Source organism: Aeromonas sp. R5-3, from assembly GCF_040908225.1.
In the GTDB taxonomy this organism is placed as follows: domain Bacteria; phylum Pseudomonadota; class Gammaproteobacteria; order Enterobacterales; family Aeromonadaceae; genus Aeromonas; species Aeromonas dhakensis.
The window spans coordinates 149,709-167,848 of sequence record NZ_JBFODH010000021.1; the positions used below are offsets into that span (position 1 = coordinate 149,709).

The 18,140-nt window shown below is 65.2% G+C and carries 16 protein-coding genes and 1 pseudogene; 11 read left to right on the top strand and 6 right to left on the bottom strand.

Going from position 1 to position 18,140, the window contains the following annotated elements:
- Positions 1–20: 20 nt before the first annotated feature.
- The gene (gene torC / locus AB5Y95_RS12560) at positions 21–1,187 is read right to left on the bottom strand and encodes a pentaheme c-type cytochrome TorC (RefSeq protein WP_279699815.1); all 1,167 of its coding nucleotides are present in this window, start codon (positions 1,185–1,187) and stop codon (positions 21–23) included.
- 155 nt (positions 1,188–1,342) lie between these two features.
- Here torC and torR point away from each other — a divergent pair, with 155 nt between their 5' ends.
- A complete protein-coding gene (gene torR / locus AB5Y95_RS12565; protein ID WP_368161244.1) occupies positions 1,343–2,056 on the top strand; it encodes a two-component system response regulator TorR in 714 nt (237 codons plus the stop codon).
- A gap of 261 nt (positions 2,057–2,317) precedes the next feature.
- Here the strand turns inward: torR and AB5Y95_RS12570 are convergent, their stop codons facing one another.
- Complete coding sequence (locus AB5Y95_RS12570) at positions 2,318–4,345, bottom strand: protein-disulfide reductase DsbD (protein ID WP_065016770.1); 2,028 nt, start codon at positions 4,343–4,345, stop codon at positions 2,318–2,320.
- 65 nt (positions 4,346–4,410) lie between these two features.
- Positions 4,411–5,436, bottom strand: coding sequence for a thioredoxin family protein (locus AB5Y95_RS12575; protein WP_215269783.1), 1,026 nt, complete (start codon positions 5,434–5,436; stop codon positions 4,411–4,413).
- A gap of 135 nt (positions 5,437–5,571) precedes the next feature.
- On the opposite strand from AB5Y95_RS12575, the pseudogene AB5Y95_RS12580 reads away from it, so the two are divergent.
- Together AB5Y95_RS12580 and AB5Y95_RS12585 are read left to right on the top strand one after the other, a co-directional pair.
- Positions 5,572–5,796 (top strand): annotated as a pseudogene (locus tag AB5Y95_RS12580) (GntR family transcriptional regulator); the annotation flags it as partial.
- Between the two features lie 108 nt (positions 5,797–5,904).
- Positions 5,905–6,993, top strand: coding sequence for a PLP-dependent aminotransferase family protein (locus AB5Y95_RS12585; RefSeq protein WP_368161450.1), 1,089 nt, complete (start codon positions 5,905–5,907; stop codon positions 6,991–6,993).
- 60 nt (positions 6,994–7,053) lie between these two features.
- Here the strand turns inward: AB5Y95_RS12585 and AB5Y95_RS12590 are convergent, their stop codons facing one another.
- Entirely contained in the window at positions 7,054–7,458 is a 405-nt protein-coding gene (locus tag AB5Y95_RS12590; RefSeq protein WP_215269782.1) for a GFA family protein, read from the bottom strand.
- A 21-nt stretch (positions 7,459–7,479) separates the two neighbouring features.
- Entirely contained in the window at positions 7,480–8,532 is a 1,053-nt protein-coding gene (gene torT, locus AB5Y95_RS12595; RefSeq protein ID WP_368161247.1) for a TMAO reductase system periplasmic protein TorT, read from the bottom strand.
- A 70-nt stretch (positions 8,533–8,602) separates the two neighbouring features.
- Here torT and torS point away from each other — a divergent pair, with 70 nt between their 5' ends.
- Complete coding sequence (gene torS, locus AB5Y95_RS12600; protein ID WP_338713601.1) at positions 8,603–11,413, top strand: TMAO reductase system sensor histidine kinase/response regulator TorS; 2,811 nt, start codon at positions 8,603–8,605, stop codon at positions 11,411–11,413.
- A gap of 36 nt (positions 11,414–11,449) precedes the next feature.
- Here torS and AB5Y95_RS12605 read toward each other — a convergent pair whose 3' ends face one another.
- Positions 11,450–11,737 carry a hypothetical protein gene (locus AB5Y95_RS12605; RefSeq protein WP_017765166.1) on the bottom strand — a complete coding sequence of 96 codons (288 nt, stop codon included), beginning with the start codon at positions 11,735–11,737 and terminating at the stop codon, positions 11,450–11,452.
- A gap of 420 nt (positions 11,738–12,157) precedes the next feature.
- On the opposite strand from AB5Y95_RS12605, the gene glyA reads away from it, so the two are divergent.
- From glyA to ribBA, 7 genes are all read left to right on the top strand, one after another.
- On the top strand, positions 12,158–13,411 hold the full coding sequence (gene glyA, locus AB5Y95_RS12610) for a serine hydroxymethyltransferase (protein ID WP_005298078.1): 1,254 nt from the start codon (positions 12,158–12,160) through the stop codon (positions 13,409–13,411).
- A gap of 82 nt (positions 13,412–13,493) precedes the next feature.
- Positions 13,494–13,967 carry a hypothetical protein gene (locus AB5Y95_RS12615; protein WP_201891744.1) on the top strand — a complete coding sequence of 158 codons (474 nt, stop codon included), beginning with the start codon at positions 13,494–13,496 and terminating at the stop codon, positions 13,965–13,967.
- A gap of 78 nt (positions 13,968–14,045) precedes the next feature.
- The gene (locus AB5Y95_RS12620) at positions 14,046–14,378 is read left to right on the top strand and encodes an NIPSNAP family protein (RefSeq protein WP_124250665.1); all 333 of its coding nucleotides are present in this window, start codon (positions 14,046–14,048) and stop codon (positions 14,376–14,378) included.
- Positions 14,379–14,500: 122 nt separating this feature from the next.
- Positions 14,501–14,950 carry a transcriptional regulator NrdR gene (gene nrdR / locus AB5Y95_RS12625; RefSeq protein ID WP_005298086.1) on the top strand — a complete coding sequence of 150 codons (450 nt, stop codon included), beginning with the start codon at positions 14,501–14,503 and terminating at the stop codon, positions 14,948–14,950.
- 96 nt (positions 14,951–15,046) lie between these two features.
- A complete protein-coding gene (gene ribD, locus AB5Y95_RS12630; protein WP_211028815.1) occupies positions 15,047–16,156 on the top strand; it encodes a bifunctional diaminohydroxyphosphoribosylaminopyrimidine deaminase/5-amino-6-(5-phosphoribosylamino)uracil reductase RibD in 1,110 nt (369 codons plus the stop codon).
- A gap of 54 nt (positions 16,157–16,210) precedes the next feature.
- Positions 16,211–16,864 carry a riboflavin synthase gene (locus AB5Y95_RS12635; protein WP_017783741.1) on the top strand — a complete coding sequence of 218 codons (654 nt, stop codon included), beginning with the start codon at positions 16,211–16,213 and terminating at the stop codon, positions 16,862–16,864.
- 141 nt (positions 16,865–17,005) lie between these two features.
- On the top strand, positions 17,006–18,115 hold the full coding sequence (ribBA, locus tag AB5Y95_RS12640; protein ID WP_010633099.1) for a bifunctional 3,4-dihydroxy-2-butanone-4-phosphate synthase/GTP cyclohydrolase II: 1,110 nt from the start codon (positions 17,006–17,008) through the stop codon (positions 18,113–18,115).
- Positions 18,116–18,140: the final 25 nt, after the last annotated feature.

Consider the following 18,140-nt stretch of genomic DNA (forward strand, 5'->3'; position numbering starts at 1 on the left):
TTCCTCTTTCGAATCCGGAATTAGTGGCTGCCCTGACCACCGGTATCGGCGGCATGGTTTTGCAGGTACTTGAGCAGGGTGCGCTCCTCTTCCTTGCTCAGGCGGTAGTAGGCGGACATGGCCTTGAGACCCGAGATCCAGCCGTTGGCGGTGAAGTGAGCCGGATCCGGCGCCGCGTGGCAGGAGTTGCAGGTGGACTTGTACATCTCGCCGGCATAATCCCAGATCGGCTTGAGGGAGGATTCGAGGCCCTTGCTATCGACCCAGGCCTGCACCTGCACCTGTTCCCACTCGATATGGGTGGCGCTGTCGGTCTCCTGTTTCAGGATCTGCTCGTTGGCCCTGAGCTCATCACGAATGGTGGCCACGAAGACTCGCTTGCCCATGTACTCGCTCAGCACACGGCCCTTGCCTGCGCTCTCGCGCCAGCCTTCGATGGTCACCTTGAGGCGATCGCCGCTGCGGGCCACCACCTCGATGCGGGAGGCGGGCAGCAGCTTGCCGACCGGCTCGGTACTCTCTTCGCTTGCGTAGAGATCCTTCTCGCCCAGGGTGTAGAGGGTCTCGGCGGTCGGTGCCTCTTGCGCATCGCTTGCCAGGGTGGCGTAGGTGGCACGGAAGCCGCCCGCCATGTTCGGCAGCTCGTGGGCGATGCCCTTGTGGCATTCGATGCAGTTCATGTTCTTGGCGGCGGCATCCTTCATCGCCAGGGCAGCGGCGGGGGATTGCTTGGCGTGGTCCATGTTGTCGTAGCTGTGGCAGGACTTGCAGGTCTTGGAGTTCTGGCTGCTCATGCGCGCCCACACCTTCTCGGCCAGGTGCAGACGCCTGTCTTCAAACTTCTCCTGGGTGTCGATGCTGTGGCCTATGTACTGCTGATAGAGGTCGTTGGCCGCCTCCATCTTGCGCGCCACCTTGCCGACGAAGTCCTTCGGCTGGTGACAGTCGGTGCAGATGGCCTGGACGCCGGAGGCGTTCTTGAAGTGAACGGACTCCTTGTACTCGGGGTAGACGGTGTCCTTCATGGTATGGCAGGAGATGCAGAACTCGAGGGTACTGGTCTTCTCGAAGCCGTAGTGCAGGCCGACGCTGCCGGCCAGGGTGACCCCGACGCCGGCCAGCACCAGCGCCAATACCGACCAGCGGCGGCTGGGGGTGCGCAGGAAATGCCACAGTTTTTTCATCATGCTCTCTCACATCGCTTTTTTGATGGAGGCCATGATAGGGAGGCGTTGTGAACAGGGCTGCCGCCGAAAATTAACGAAATAGGGGTATTTATGAAAAATTATGAATAGAATAATCCCCCCATGTTGAACTCTGTCTAACCCTGCGGACCCTGCCCATGAGCCACCACATTCTGGTTGTTGAAGACGATGCCGTGACCCGCGAGAAGCTGACCGGCTATTTCGAGCGGGAGGGCTATCGGGTGACCGCGGTCGAGAACGGCCAGGAGATGCGGGCCGTGCTGGCAGAGCAGGAGGTGGCCCTGGTGATGCTGGACATCAACCTGCCGGGGGAGGATGGCTTGCTGCTGACCCGCGAGCTGCGCGCCCGCAGCACTGTGGGGATCATCCTGGTGACCGGCCGCAGCGATGCGGTGGACAGGATAGTGGGCCTCGAGATGGGGGCCGACGACTATGTCACCAAGCCGTTCGAGCTCAGGGAACTGCTGGTGCGGGTCAAGAACCTGCTGTGGCGCATCTCATTGGCCGCAGCCCAGCCGAGTGAGCCGGCGGTGGCCGACGATGCGGTGCGCTTCGGCCCCTGGCGCTTCGACATTCCCCGTCGCCAGCTCAGCCGTGACGGGGTGCCGGTGCGCCTGACCAAGGCGGAGTACGAAGTGCTGGTGGCCTTCATCGCCAACGCCGGGCGGGTGCTGAGCCGGGAGCGGATCCTGGCCCTTACCAGCCACCGTGGCGATGGCCCGAGCGATCGCACCATAGACGTGCTGATCCGCCGCCTGCGCGGCAAGATGGAGCAGGATCCCCGGGATCCCCAGCTGTTTGTCACCGTGCACGGGGAAGGCTACCTGTTCGCCGGCGAGATAAGCAACTAGGCATCAGCTCACCATGCGGGTCTGCGGCCCGCTTCCCACGCCTGTGAGTCACGCTGTGCCCGTGTGACAGAGCGGCAAAAACTTCCCGCCACCATGTTTTATATCCTTTTGATCATAAAAAGGATGATCTCCTCATTGCGCCAAGCAACCGGCCCGAAGTACCTCGTGCGACACGTCCATGATGGCCGTGCCCTGATATGGCGCGGCTGCGCCCTTCTCCAGGGCGGAGAAGAGCTGGTAGGGGGACATGGCTGGCGCCGTTCAGGGTCTGGCATGTGCCAGCGCTATCAGGGTGTTGGGTCCAAGCACCTGGGGCAGCACCCTGGGCTTACGCTGACCCGGCGTATACCAGAGATAGAGCGGCACACCGGAGCGGCCGTGCCGGGCCAGGAAGGCGGTGATCGCGGCGTCGCCACGGGTCCAGTCTCCCCGCATCACCACCACCCCGGCCTTGGCAAAGGCCTCGTGGGTGGCGTCGCGATCGATGGCAACCTGCTCATTGACCTTGCAGGTCATGCACCAGTCTGCAGTGAAGTAGAGAAATACCGGCTTGTCGCCCGCTAGCAAGGGTTCCAGCTTGGCTTCATCGAAGGGGAGCTGGTTGGCAACGGGTTGGGTGGGAACGGAGCGTTCGGTCACCTGGCTCAGGCCGAGGGCGATGGACAATACCGCCGCGAGCAGGGCGGGCAGCCAGGCCATCGGCTTGAGCGCTCGTTGGCGCAGACCGGTCAGCCAGAGACCGAGCGCCAGCAACATGGCGCAGCCCACGCTGGCGGTCAGCGCATTGACGGACACCTGTTGGCCGAGTACCCACAGCAGTGCCAGCATGGTCAGGAACATGGGAATGGCCAGCAGGCGGCGCAGGGTCGCCATCCAGGGGCCCGGTTTGGGCATCATGCGCTGCAACGCCGGGGTAAACCCCAGCAGCAGGAAGGGCAGCGCGATGCCAAAGCCCAACCCGGCGAACACCAGCATGCCCGCTGCGGAGGGCAGGATCAGGGCCGTGCCGAGCGCCGCCGCCATGAAGGGGCCGGTACAGGGGGTGGCGACGAAGGCGGCCAGGGCACCGGTCCAGAAGGCCCCGGTGGCACCATCGCGTCGGGTCAGTCCGGCTCCGGTATCGACGCTGCTGAGCTCAAACAGGCCCGCCATGTTGAAGGCGATGACGCAGGTCAGCAGCAGCAACAGCAGGATCATGCGTGGATCTTGCAGCTGGAAGGCCCAGCCGAGCTGGGCACCGCCTGCCCGCAGGGCCAGCAGCACACCACCGAGCGCCATGCAGGTGACCATCACGCCGGCCGTATAGGCCAGTGCCTCGCGCCGTGCGGTGCGCGCACCGGTGCCGGCCCTCGCCAGACTCATCGCCTTGAGACTGAGGATGGGAAAGACGCAGGGCATCAGGTTTAGCAGCAGCCCCCCTGCGATCGCCCCGGCCAGGGCCAGCAGCAGGGCGGTGACGCCGTGCTCCTGGGGCGCGGTGGCAAGTCGGGCGTCCAGGCTCAGCCCCAGGCCGTGGCCGAGGACCAGGGTTGCCTGGAACGGCTCGGTCGGCGTGGCGCCGGCCTGGGTCTCGACGATGAGCAGATCACCCTGGCGTTCGAAGTGCTGGGGGGCGGCATCGACGATGGCGTGCCCGCTGGCGCGAAAGAGATGGGGCTTATCGAGGGGGATATCGGCGGGCAGCGGCACCTCGAGGCGCAGCCGCTGCTGCTGCACGGTAAAGCTGACAGGGGCGCCGAGCGGCCTCGGCAGCGCCTGGCGCCACTTGGCAAAATCGGCGGCGAGGGCGACGTCGGGCTCGCCGTGGCCGACCCGCAGCGTGGTCTGCAAGCTGGCGCGTTCCGGCACGCAGGCGTCGTCACGGCAGGCCAGGTACTGCATGTCGAGGCGGATCGGCAGCGGTGTGCCCACGGGGATCCCCTCGGCGATGGTCAGCTCGGCCAGCAGTGCGTAGGGCTCGCCATAGACGTGGTTCATGATGCCGCCAAAGCGCTGGGTCTGTGGCAGCGGATAGGCGGGCTCGCCGACGCTGACGCCAGCGGGTAGGTGCCAGGTCAGTTGAGGAGCCAGGCCCGCATCCCCCGGTTGTTTCCAGTAGCCATGCCATCCCGGCTGCGGCGTCATCGCGATCGCCAGGGTGGTGCCGCCATGGGCGGAGGGGGTTGGGCTGGCGGCGTGCAGTGAGGAGGCGATCAGTGTCTCTCCGGCGCCGGGCATGGCGGCCGCGAGCAAGGGGGTGAGCGTCAGGCAAAGCGCGAGCAGTTGCCGCTTCAGGGTGTTGATTTTCATGGGACGTCTTCTTTGGGAGCAACAGGACACCGGTCCATCGGAGCGGTGTCCATCACGGTTGGCGCTTATTTCAGGTTCTTGATGGCGTCGGCCAACTGGCGGTCCTGCGGGCCCAGGATGCGGGCGACGCGGTTCTGGCTATCGAGCAGCACCACGCTCGGGATGTCGCGAATGCCAAAGGCGCGAAACAGGGAGTCATCTTCGTTCAGCGCCAGCGGCAGGCTGCTGCCCCCGCTCTTCTGGTACTCCTGCAGATCGGCCTGGGAGACCCAGAGGCCGGAGGAGACGCCGACCCACTCCACGTGCTTCTCGCTCGCCATCAGCTTCTCGGCCTCCTCGCGCACGAACTGGCAGCTCTTGGCAGTCTGAGGGCGACTCTCGGCCAGGTAGGATTCACACCAGGGAGCGAAGAATACGATGGCGCGCGGCTTCTGGTTGGCGGCAGCGAAGTCCATGGGGCGGCCATTGAGCAGGGTGATCCCGAGATGGCTGACCTTGTCGCCCACGGTGAAGGTGGGGGCGGCGCTGGCACCGGCAGCCGGCGCGACGGGCTGCGCCTTTTCGGAGATCGCCTGTTGCAGCGCGGTGTGCAGCGCCTGATCGTCCAGATGGCCCACGTGCATGATCTTGCCATCTCGTCCGATCACCACGTGCTGGGGCGTGACCCGCAGGTTCAGCGCTGTCGCCAGAGTACCGTCATCGATGGCAATGGGCATGGTCAGGCCCTGCGCTTTGCGGTAGGCGCGGATGGCCTCTGCGTCGTCGGAGAAGCCTGTGTTGACCGCGATCACTTCGAGCTGATCGCCAAGTTTCTGCTTGATGGCCTCAAAGCCCGGCATCTGCTGGCGGCACGGCACGCACCAGGTGGCCCAGAACTTCAGATAGACCGGTTTCTTGCCATAGAGTTGGGCCAGATCGATCTGCTTGCCGTCCAGGGTGGTCAGTGTGACCGCCGGGGCCGCTTGGCCGATCAGGGGGCTGCCCGCACTCTTGGCGCGTTGCTCGCCTTCGGCGTCGTAGCTGTTGTCGTTCGCGTAGGCGGAATGGCCGAGGCTGAGCAGGAGCAACAAGGCAGCGAGTGGTTTGAGCAAGATGGACTCCTTAAATGCTTTCGAACATGTATCGGGGATGGTTTAATGACCCGATTGTATGCAGTTTGATAGTCCAAGAATAAGGACCAGGAATGCCAGTTTTCACTGTACCATCGCGTACTTTGGCCTGTGGCGATGCGTGAGCTGCACATCGTGCTGCGCCGCGAAACCGGCGGCTCTCTGGTCGACCAGATTGCCACGGCCATCGGCCTGTCTATCCGCCAGGGCACGCTCTATGCGGGGGCCAGGCTCCCCTCATGGCGCGATCTGGCCATCCAGCTCGGCGTCGCGCGGGGCACAGTCCGCGCTGCCTATGAACGGCTCATCGACGAACAACTGATCGTCTCACAGGGGGCGGCGGGGACCTTCGTCGCCCAGAGCCTGCCGGTGCACTTGCCACCCGACATTCCGACTCCCCGCAATCCCTTGCCCGAAATTTACCAGCACCCTTTCGGTGAGCCTCCCCGAGTGTTTCAGGTCGGCGTGCCCGCGCAGGATGGCTTTCCCGGCAAGCTGTGGTCGCGGGTGGCGGCCCAGGTTGCCAGTGAGGCTGCCGTTGGGATGGTCAGCTATCCCGATCCCCGTGGCGAGCTGCCCCTGCGCACCGAGATCGCCGCGTATCTCAGTGTGGCCCGTGGGATGAGCTGCTCGCCGGCTCAGATCGTCATCACCTCCGGTTACAGCGGCGCTCTCGGGCTGCTCGTCCATGCGCTTGAACTTAAAGGGAAGGCTGCCTGGCTGGAGGATCCCGGTTATCCCCTGTCTCGCATGGCGTTAGCCATGGCGGGGATGACGCCGGTGCCAGTCCCGGTCACGGCAGAGGGGCTCGATGTGGAGGAGGGGATAGCCCGGGCGGGGGACGCAGCGTTGGCCATCGTCACCGCCGGCCAGCAGGCGCCGCTGGGCATGACCCTCTCCCTGGCCCGCCGTCATCGGCTGCTGGAATGGGCGGCCAGTGGCTGCGGCTGGATCGTCGAGGATGATTACTTAAGCGAATTGCAACTCACCGGCCGGGCGGCGCCGGCGTTGGCCTCCCTCGACCGCCATGGCCGGGTCATTTATGTCGGCACCTTTAGCAAGACCATCCGCCCTGGCCTGCGGCTCGGGTTTATGGTGCTGCCCCCTGCCCTAGTCGAGCGGGTGGGGGAGGTGGCCGCCGCGCTGGCGCCCGCAGGCTCGGTGGCCAACCAGCTGGCCCTCGCCGAGTTCATGCGCAAGGGCCACTATCTGCGCCATTTGCGCAAGATGAAGCGGCTCTACCGTGCGCGGGCGGCGGCGCTGCAACAGGCTCTGCCGGTCCCCGCCGAGGCGGTCACCCTGGCGGGGCTGGCGCTGCTGCTGCGCCTGCCTGTGGGCTGTGACGATCGCGCCATCGCGCATCGGGCCGATGCCTTCGGGCTGACGCCTGCCCCCCTGTCCGTCTGGTACGCCGATCCGGCGCGGGCTAGGCCGGGCCTGCTGCTCGGCATCACCAATCTCCCGCAAGAGGGGGTGGAGGCGTGCTGCGCCCACCTGATGGATCTTATCGGGCACCAGGAGGACGAAGCGGCGTCCTGAAGGATGAGCAGGCGCCCTCCCGTGACTCGTGCCTTGGGAGAACACAGGGTTTGCCGGCGCTTAGCGGCCGGGGCGTTCGGGGAACTGGGGCAGGTCATCGCCTATCTGGTGCCAGGGCGCCTTGGAGCCGACGAAGATGTGAAAGGCGGGGCGCTGGCTCGGCGCCTCGTCCAGTATCCCCAGCCGTAGATTTATCTTGCCCGTGCTGCGCTTCTGGCTGAACAGGCTGGAGCCGCAGTGGCGGCAGAAGGCGAGGCTGGTCTCGTCCGATTTCTGGTAGCGGCCGATGGCCTCGCTCCCCTTCGCGATGGTCACCTTGTCACCATCCAGCCCGCCGACCGAGGCGTAGTCCGCCCCGGAAAACTTGCGGCATTCGGAGCAATGGCAGTTGCCCATGTAGTCGAACTGATCCGGCAGGGTCAGGGCCACGGCGCCGCACAGGCAGCTCGCATGCAATGTGTTCATCTCTTCTCCTTGAGTTCTTGGTTAGTGGCCGCTGGCGTCGAAGCCGACCCGGTAGACGGGGCGAAAGGTGCCATCGGACAGAGAGTTGGCGGGATTGGCCAGGGGGGCCTCCAGAGTCAGGATGGGGGGGCCCATCACCCGCGGGCACTGCTGCTCGCCGGCCTCGGGACTTTGCAGCAGGCAGACCGCCTGGGCCACTGCAAGACGTCCCTGCTGGCGCATCTGATCGCTGTTGGCGGCCAGGACCTTGCCCCGGCGCAGGCCGCGCTGCACCCCGTGGCTGAAGTAGGTGCTCAACACTTGGGGTTTTGTGAGTTGGCGCTGGGCCAGCTCGTTGACCGCCACTTCGGCGGCGATGGCGCCCCCCACCAGATAGTCGAGGTCGGGGTGGCGGGCCAGGGTCTGCTGCACCAGTGTGCGCTGGATCTCGCGGCTGTTGTCACCGCGCGCCGTGGTCACCAGTCTGATGGCGCTGCTCTGGATGGCTGCGGCAAAGCCGGGCTCGACGAAGTTGTTGCCGCCACTCGCCTGCGGGCCGGGAAAGAGCGCCACCGTCACCGGCGGGCTGCCGGCAGGGTGGTGCTTGGCTAGCCAGTGGCCCATCTGCCAGCCCATCTGATACCAGGAGACCCCCACCTTGGCCTTGACCAGTCCGGCGGGCAGGTCGTTGACCAGGCCGAACACCGGCAGCGGGCTGGCGCCGATCGCTTCGCCTAGCCCGTCGTAGCTCACCGCGCCGAGCAGGATGGCATCGCTCCCCTCGCTCACGCACTGCTGCAACTGCTGGCGCTGTTCGGCAATGGCGCCGTAACCGCCCGCCTCGTGGATGCGCAGCTTCACGCCGAGTCGCTTGGCCTTCTCCACCATGCCCTGATTGACCGACAGCCAGTAGGCGTCGCGCAGATGGGGATAGAGGGCGCACAGGGTCAGGGGACGGGTGACGGGGGCGGGCCCTTGCCAGTTCAAACGGACCGGTTGGCCGCCGAAGGCGCCGTCCGGCCAGTGATCCACCTCGAAGGCGAGGACGCAGGCCGGGAGCAGCAGGAGTAACAGGGAGAGACAGACGCTTCGCATGGCCGGGGGTTTTGTTAAAGTGTGGGGCCATATTATCCGGTCAAAGTCGACCACAACCAAGGGGCTTCGCGTGAGAATCTTTTCTGGCCTGGGCGGCAAGCTGCTGCTGGCCTTCTCCCTGATGGCGCTGCTGACCCTGGGGGCCTCCCTGCTGGGCTGGTTCGGGCTCAGCCACCTGCGCCAGCTGGAGCAGGGGGTGCAGCAGACCCTGGCGGATCAGGAGCTGGCCCGCACCCTGGCGCGGCTCGGCGGCGAGATCCAGAGCTCTTCCCACCTGCTGGCCTCCGCCACCAGCGAGGGGGAGCGGGAGCATCAGGGGCGGCTGCTCACCCTGCAGGGGCAGCAGATGCAACAGGTGCTGGAGCAGCTGGGTCATGGTGGCGGCAAGCAGACCCCAGACGAGCTGCATCGCCTCAGCCAGACCATCATCGGCAACCTGGGCCAGCAGGGCTGGCTGGTAGGGGAGCGTCTCACGTTAATGGCTGAAGGTAGTGCCCTGCGATCCCGCCTGGTGGCTGCCGCCGGTCAGGTGGCGGAGCTGGCCCGCAGCCAGATGGAGAACGCCGAGACCGTGATGGTGGCCGGGCTCGGCTCCCTCTATTCGCTGCAGGGGCGGTCTGCAGATCGGGCTATCGATCGGCTGCTGGAGCAAGATCTCGACTGGCTGGAGCAGATGACGGAGCTGCGCCACCGCACCCTGATGCAGCAGCAGCGTATCGAGGAGATCTGGCGCAGCGACCGGCAGGAGGGGCTGCAAACCCTGCTGCAGGAGGTGCGCGGTGAGCTGGCCATCCTGCGGTTGCGGGCGGGAGCGGTGACGGATCCGGCCCGCCGTCAGGCGGTGGAGCAGGCGCTGACTGTGCTGGAGCAGAGCGATCGGCTGGTGCAGCTGCGCAGCGACTGGCTCGGCAAGGGGGAGGCGCTGCGGGTGCTGGCCGCCGCCAACGACGCCCTGATGGCGAGCCTCAACCGTCAGGTCGGCACCCTGGTCAGTCAGGCCCGCGACTCCCTGGGGCAGAGCCAGCAGGCATTGAGCCAGCGCCTCAAACTGCTGGAGCAGGCCCTGATGGTGATCGGCCTGCTCACCCTGGTGCTGCTCATCCTGCTGATGTGGCGGGTGGTCTATGGCCGCATCGTCTGGCCGCTGCAGCGAGCGGTCGCCGGGATGAGCCGGCTGGCGAAGGGGGATCTGGCGCCGCTGACGCCGGTTGGGGAGGTCGGGCGCGACGAGCTGGCGGAGCTGGGGCGGGCGCTGCAGGTGTTTCGCGACAATGCCATCGAGCTTGGCCGCTACCAGCGGGAGCTGGAGTCGCGGGTCGAGGAGCGCACGGAGCAGCTCAGCCACGCCAATGTGCGCCTCAACGAGGAGGTGGAGAAACAGCGGCTGGCCCGCGCCGAGGCGGAGCAGGCCAACCGGGCAAAATCGGTGTTCCTTGCCACCATGAGCCACGAAATTCGCACCCCCATGAACGGCATCCTCGGCGGCCTCACCCTGCTGGAGGACACCCACCTCAGCGAGACCCAGCAGCGCTACTTGGCCGCCATCGAGCAGAGTGGCGAATCCCTGCTGGAGATCCTCAACGACATTCTCGACTACTCCAAAATCGAGGCGGGCCATGTGGAGGCGCGCCGCGAGCCCTTCTCCCTGCGCCCGCTGGCCGAGGAGCTGATCGCCCTGTTCGGGCCGAGGGCCGACGCGAAAGGGGTGACGCTGGTGCTGGAATATGCCCCCTCGCTCCCCCCAGTGGTGGAAGGGGATCTGGGCAAGCTGCGCCAGGTGCTGGCGAACCTCTTGGGCAATGCGGTCAAGTTTACCGGCGAGGGGCGCATCACCCTGGTGGTGGCGCCGCTTGCCTGCGCGGGTCCCTGCGCCGAGCCCTGCATCCGCTTCGTGGTGAAAGACACGGGCCCCGGCATTCCGGCCGGGGAGCAGGAGGCTGTGTTCGAGGCCTTCCGCCAGCGCAAGCGGGACATGGGCCATCAGGGGGGCACGGGGCTGGGGCTTGCCATCAGCCGCCGGCTGGTGGCCGTCATGGGGGGAGAGCTTATGCTCTCCAGCGAGCCGGGACTGGGTTGTGAATTCAGCTTCAGCTTGCCGCTGCAGCGTTCGGCGGCCCAGCTGCCGGTTAGCGCCCAGCCGGTGCGCCTCGGCCAGCCGCGGGAGATCCTGCTGGTGGAGGACAACGAGATCAACCGGCTGGTGGCCGAGGGCATGCTGGTGCGCCTCGGCCACAGGGTCACCCTGGCCGAGGATGGACGCAGCGCGCTGGCGCGGGTGACCGAGCGCCCCTTCGAGCTGGCTCTGCTCGACATCAACCTGCCGGACATGGATGGCATGACGCTGCGCGAGGATCTGGTGGCCATCAGCGAGGAGGAGCATGGCTGCGGCCTGCCCGCCATCGCCATCTCGGCCCAGATGTACCCGGAGGATGTGCGCGCCTGTCTGGCGGCGGGGTTTGCCGATTTCGTCGGCAAGCCGGTGCGGCTGGCGGCGCTGGCCGCGGCCATCGACCGTTTGTCAGCGGGGGAGGAGGCGCCTCCCCTAGCGGCGGGCGAGCCGATCGCTACCGTCGAAACTGCCAACCGGGTGCTGGAGGCGGATCTGACCCTGCTCGGCAGTCAGCGCATCCGCCAGCTCATCGCCCTGTTTGCCGAGCAGGGGGCGCCCCTGGTGGCCGAGCTGGCGCACAGCGAAGGGGAAGCGCAGCGCGCGCTGGCCCACAGGCTCAAGGGCAGCGCCCTGGCGCTCGGGCTGGATGATTTCGCGGCGCAGTGCGCCGCCGTGGAGCAGGGGCTGCTGGATGGGGGAGCGCTGGCCGGGCCGTTTGAGCAGGCGCTGGCCGGTTTGCGGGCGTGGCAGACGAAGCATCTGCCGGATTAGCAGCAAGGGGGCGTGGCTCATGCCCGCTCAGGACAGTTATTGCTCTTCGCGGTAGAGCGGCTGCCTGCACTGGGCGCAGAGGTGCTGGCGGCGGAAGTCGGCCTGGTGCACCAGGCCCACATCCAGCTGCTGATGATGGCCGCAGTGAATGCAGAAGAGGATGTCGCCGTCGATGGCGTCCGGGTGGGCCGCCAGATACTGCTCGCGGGTGGGCAACTGGTCCCATTGGGTGGTGAAAGGGCTCTTGCGACTGCCGGTGTAGTAGATCCAGTAGAACAGCGCGAATACCGAAATAATCAGAAACAGCATCAAGTTATCCAGCATGGCTTACTCCCGTGAGTCTGCGGTGTGACAAGACAAGAGGGTGACGCGAGCAGCAGTTGACCGGATGCGGTGAGGGGCCCTTACGTTGCCGGCCTGCGCGCCGGGCAACTGCTGTGCCTGTTAAAGATGTTATCTGTTAGTAAATGCTATATCCATGATCTGGCTCTGGTTTTGGCCGGCTGATGAGCCATGCTCCGGCTGTTGGCCGAGTGTATCGGTGGCGGATGAAGGGGGGATTGGCCAGGCTGGCGTGGGCTTGCCGGCGGGTCGCAGCCCGCCTGGTCGGTGTGAAATTTGCGACGCATTTTACATTTTTTAAACAATTTTTTGGGTGGTTGGACTGTCTCTTTGATCCAGCTCACGTTACAATGCGCCTGCCCACTTCACCTATCGCGCAAACGATTTTCAGGAGAGAAACGGATGTTGAAACGTGACATGACCATTGCCGGCTATGATCCCCAGCTGTGGCAGGCCATCACAGACGAGACCCGTCGTCAGGAAGAGCATATCGAGCTGATTGCGTCCGAGAACTACACCAGCCCCCGCGTCATGGAAGCCCAGGGCTCCCAGCTGACCAACAAGTACGCCGAAGGTTACCCCTCCAAGCGCTACTACGGTGGTTGCGAGTATGTGGATGTGGTTGAAACCCTGGCTATCGAGCGCGCCAAAGAGCTGTTCGGTGCCACCTACGCCAACGTGCAGCCGCACTCCGGCTCCCAGGCCAACAGCGCCGTCTACATGGCCCTGCTGCAACCGGGCGACACCGTGCTGGGTATGAACCTGGCTCACGGCGGTCACCTGACCCACGGCTCCCCGGTCAACTTCTCCGGCAAGCTGTACAACATCATTCCCTACGGCATCGACGAGTCCGGCAAGATCGACTACGACGAGATGGAACGTCTGGCCGTTGAGCACAAGCCGAAGATGATGATCGGCGGCTTCTCCGCCTACTCCGGCGTTGTCGACTGGGCTCGCATGCGCGAGATCGCCGACAAGATCGGTGCTTACCTGTTCGTCGACATGGCCCACGTGGCTGGCCTCATCGCCGCCGGTGTCTACCCGAACCCGGTGCCCCACGCTCACGTGGTCACCTCCACCACCCACAAGACCCTGGCCGGTCCGCGCGGTGGTCTGATCCTCTCCGCCGCCGACGACGAGGAGCTCTACAAGAAGCTCAACTCCGCCGTCTTCCCGGGTGGTCAGGGTGGCCCGCTGATGCACGTCATCGCCGGCAAGGCCGTTGCCTTCAAAGAGGCGCTGGAGCCCGAGTTCAAGACCTATCAGGCCCAGGTGGTGAAGAACGCCAAGGCGATGGCTGCCACCTTTATCGAGCGCGGCTACAAGATCGTCTCCGGCGGCACCGACAACCACCTGATGCTGGTTGATCTGATCGGCCGCGAGCTGACCGGTAAGGATGCCGATGCTGCGCTGGGCAAGGCCAACATCACCGTCAACAAGAACTCCGTGCCCAACGACCCGCGCTCCCCGTTCGTCACCTCCGGTGTGCGCATCGGCACTCCGGCCATCACCCGCCGCGGCTTCAAGGAAGCCGAGTCCATCCAGCTGACTCACTGGATCTGCGACGTGCTGGACAACCACGACAACGACGAAGTGCTGGCCAACACCCGCGAGAAGGTGCTGGACATCTGCCGCCGTTTCCCGGTTTACGCATAATCGACCTGCTTTTCAGGTTGAACCGCAATGCCACCCTCGGGTGGCATTGTTTTTTGTGGCGTTTGGCAACATGAGAGGGGCTATGAGTCAGCACAGCAAAGAGCAGTTGCAGGGTACAGGGGGTGGGGGCAACGCTGAGTGGGACTTGGCGTCGGCAGCGCTCAGGCAGGCGATCCGCGCCCAGTACCACTTTCGCGCCAGTGAACAGGGGCTGCTGGCCTGGGACGTGCGCCGGCTGGTGTGGCTGAGCCGCGATCTGCCGGTGCAGGCAGTAGCACTCGGTGAGATTGCCGAGCTCGACCAGCAGCACTGGTACGGCCATGACGCCACCCGCCCCACGGTGCGCAGCGTGGTGGAGCACTGCCAGCTCATGATGGCGGCCGATCTCGCCTATCCCATCCTGCTGGACAGCGCCGGCCGGGTGATGGACGGCATGCACCGGGTGGGCAAGGCATTGATGTTGGGCCACAGCCATATCGAGGCGCGCCGCTTTGCCGTGGATCCGGCGCCCGACTATCAGGATTGTGACCCCGACACCCTGCCTTATGATGACTGAGCCCGGTCGAATGGATGACTGGGATGGGCGCCTAAAACAGCTGTGATGTTCAAGAAACGGATGACAGGAGACAGCTCAATGAAGAGAGTGCTGGAGATCCGGAACTACCGGCTCAAGGCCGGTAGCCGGACAGAGTTTCATAGGCTGGTTGCAGAGCAGAGTTTGCCGCTGCACCGCGAGTGGGGAATGGATGTGGTGAATCATGGCCCTTCCTTGCACGATCCGGACGTCTATTTTTTGATGCGGGCTTACGCTGATCTTGACGATCTGACCCGTTCACAGGCGGCATTCTATGCCACGGATGCATGGAGAAAAGGTCCGAGAGAAGCCATCGTAGAGCTGATAGAGAGCGACACCAATACTGTGCTCTGGCTACCTGATATCGCCATTGATGCACTTCGTGGTTGCTGATGGCATCTGTCACTTCCCTTGTTTTCACGGGCTTTTACCGGTTCTGGATGGCCGTGCTACACTGGCCGGCCTAGAGCCGGCCCCGGTGGTCGGCGCCCTTTTCCGTCAACGCCGGAGGTCCGATGCATTGCCCTTTCTGTAGTGCGGTAGATACCAAGGTGATCGATTCCCGTCTGGTGGCCGAAGGCCATCAGGTACGCCGCCGTCGCGAATGCCTGCTCTGCCACGAGCGCTTCACGACCTTCGAGATGGCCGAGCTGGTCATGCCCCGCGTCATCAAGTCCAACGGCTCGCGCGAGCCTTTCAACGAAGACAAGCTGCGTGCCGGCATCCTGCGGGCACTGGAGAAGCGGCCGGTGAGCATGGAGGCCATCGAGAAAGCGGTCAACCACATCAAATCCCGCCTGCGGGCCACCGGCGAGCGCGAAGTGGCCTCCGAGCTGGTGGGCAACCTGGTGATGGACGAGCTGAAGGGGCTCGACAAGGTGGCCTATATCCGCTTTGCCTCCGTCTACCGCAGCTTTGAAGACATACGTGAGTTCGGCGAAGAGATCGCCAAGCTGGAGAAGTGAGTCTTTCTTCCAAACCAGGTTGCCGCGTTCGATTACGCTGCGCTAATCGAACCTACGATATTGCGTAAGCCTGGATGTGCTGTCAGAGGAGCCCAGATGTTTAGTCAAGACGATTACCAATGGATGAGCCGGGCCCTCGAACTGGCCCGCCGTGGCCGCTACACCACGGCCCCCAACCCTTGCGTCGGTGCCGTGCTGGTGAAGGCCGGCGTGGTGGTGGGGGAGGGCTGGCACCAGCGTGCCGGCGAGCCCCATGCCGAGGTCTATGCCCTGCACGCGGCCGGCGAAGAGGCCCGCGGCGCCACTGCCTACGTGACCCTGGAGCCCTGCTCCCATCACGGGCGCACGCCCCCCTGCGCCGAGGCGCTGATCAAGGCCGGGGTGACCCGGGTGGTCGCCGCCATGGTGGATCCCAATCCCCAGGTGGGGGGGCGCGGGTTGCGCATGCTCTCCGAGGCGGGGATCAAGACCGACTTCGGCCTGCTGGCCGCCGAGGCCGAGGCCCTCAACCCGGGCTTCTTCAAGCGGATGCGCACCGCCTTCCCGCAGGTGACGGTCAAGCTCGGTGCCAGCCTGGATGGTCGCACCGCCATGGCGAGCGGCGAGAGCCAGTGGATCACCTCCCCGGAGGCGCGCCGCGACGTGCAGCGACTGCGGGCCCGCCACGATGCGGTGCTCTCCAGCGCCGAAACCGTGCTGGCGGACAACGCCTCCCTGACCGTGCGCTGGGACGAGCTGCCCCCCTCGGTCAAGGCCGCCTATCCCAAAGAGACCCTGCGCCAGCCGCTGCGGGTCATCGTCGACTCGCAAAACCGGCTGACCCCGGATCTGCCTCTGTTCCAGAGCGAGAGCCCGGTGCTGCTGGCCCGCCACAAGGCGGGCGGCGACTGGCCAGCCTGGGTGCAGCAGCTGGAGGTGCCGCTGCTGGATGGCAAGCTGGATCTGGTCAGCCTGTTCATGCTGCTGGCCAAACAGAACGTCAACTCGGTACTGGTGGAGGCGGGGCCACGCCTGTGCGGCGCCCTGCTGGAGAAGGGGCTGGTGGACGATCTGGTGCTCTATCAGGCGCCCAAACTGATGGGGGATGAGGGGCGCGGCCTGTTCCATCTGCCCGGGCTCACCCGGCTGTTCCAGGCTCCCAAGCTCAACATCAAGGATGTGCGCATGGTTGGCCAGGATATTCGTATTACCGCCAAAATAGCCTGATTTATCAATATTAAAGGGGGCATTGCCGCCCCCGTCATCAGCAAGGTGATCTGCATGTTTACCGGAATTATCGAAGCGGTGGGAACCCTGGCCGAGCTGCGTCGCCAGGGCGAAGACATGGCCCTCACCGTGCACGCGCCCACCCTGGATTTCAGCGATGTCAAGCTGGGCGACTCCATCGCCACCAATGGTGTCTGCCTCACCGTGATCGCCCTGGGCGACAAGCGTTATACCGCCGACGTGTCGCTGGAAACCCTTTCCCGCACCGGTTTTTCTGCCGCCAAGGTGGGCGATCGGGTCAACCTCGAGAAGGCGCTGATGCCCACCTCCCGCCTCGGCGGTCACCTGGTCTCCGGCCACGTGGACGGGGTGGGGGAGGTCAAGAGCGTCTCCAGCAGTGGCCGCGCCATCGAGTACTGGATCAAGGCGCCGACGGAGCTCTCCCGCTACATCGCCGAGAAGGGATCCATCGCGGTGGACGGCATCAGCCTCACCGTCAACGCCGTGCAGGGGGATCTGTTCCGGCTGACAATCGTGCCCCACACCGCCCAGGAGACCACCATAGCCGGCTGGAAGCCGGGCAGGAGCGTCAATCTCGAGGTGGATCAGATAGCCCGCTATCTGGAGCGGCTGATGACGGGTCAGCGCCAGGAGAGCAGTGCCTCCACCCTGACCCTGGAGAAGCTGGCCCGCTCCGGTTTCCTGTGACGGAACCTCGGCGGGAAAAACGCTTTTCTGTGATCCCGCTCCGATTGAAATGGGGCCCCGCGTGCCCCATCTAGAGCACAATAGGCAGTATCACGTCGAGCCGACTGGCTCAATCCCCGAAGCATGTTGATGGAGTAGCCCATGGCGCTGAGCACGACCCAGGAAATCATTGCCGATATCAAGGCTGGCAAGATGGTGATCCTGATGGATGACGAAGACAGGGAGAACGAAGGGGACCTCATCATGGCCGCCTCCTGTGTCCGTCCGGAAGATATCAACTTCATGGCCCGTTACGGCCGGGGGCTCATCTGTCTGACCCTGACCCGGGATCGCTGCAAGCAGCTGGCGCTGCCGCTGATGGTCGACCGCAACAACGCCCAGTTTTCCACCGCCTTCACCGTGACCATCGAAGCGGCCGAAGGGGTGACCACCGGCATCTCCGCCGCCGACCGGGCCGTCACCGTGCAGGCGGCGGTGGCGCCCGATGCCAAGGCTTCCGATCTGGTGCAACCCGGCCACATTTTCCCGCTGATGGCCCAGGATGGCGGCGTGCTGACTCGCGCCGGCCACACCGAGGCGGGTTGTGACCTGGCCCGGCTGGCCGGTTACGAGGCCGCTTCCGTCATCGTCGAGATCTTGAACGAGGATGGCACCATGGCGCGCCGCCCTGATCTCGAGATCTTCGCCGAGCAGCACGGCATCAAGCTTGGCACCATTGCGGATCTCATCGAATACCGCAACCAGCATGAGACCACAGTCGAGAAGGTGGCCGAGTGCAAGCTGCCCACCGAATATGGCGAGTTCGACCTCATCACCTTCCGCGACACCATCGACAACCAGGTGCACTTCGCCCTCAAAAAAGGCGAGGTGAGTGCCGACCAGCCAACCCTGGTGCGGGTCCATCTGCACGACGTGCTGAGCGATCTGCTGCAGACCGACCGCCACGCCGCCCGCAGCTGGCCGCTGCCCAAATCCATGGCCCGCATCGCCGACGAGGGCGGGGTGCTGGTGATCCTGGGGGCGGAAGCCCACGGTGCCGAGCTGCTGGCCAGGGTCAAGGGCTTCGAGGCCGCCGACAAGGGGCTGGCGCCGGAAGGAGCCAAGTGGCAGGGTACCTCGCGCCGGGTCGGCGTCGGCTCCCAGATCCTCAAGGCGCTGGGGGTGGGCAAGATGCGCCTGCTGAGCTCGCCGAAGAAGTATCACGCTCTCGGCGGCTTCGGCCTGGAAGTGGTGGAGTACGTCGGCGAGTAAGCGCCGCATACGGCTGAAATCATCC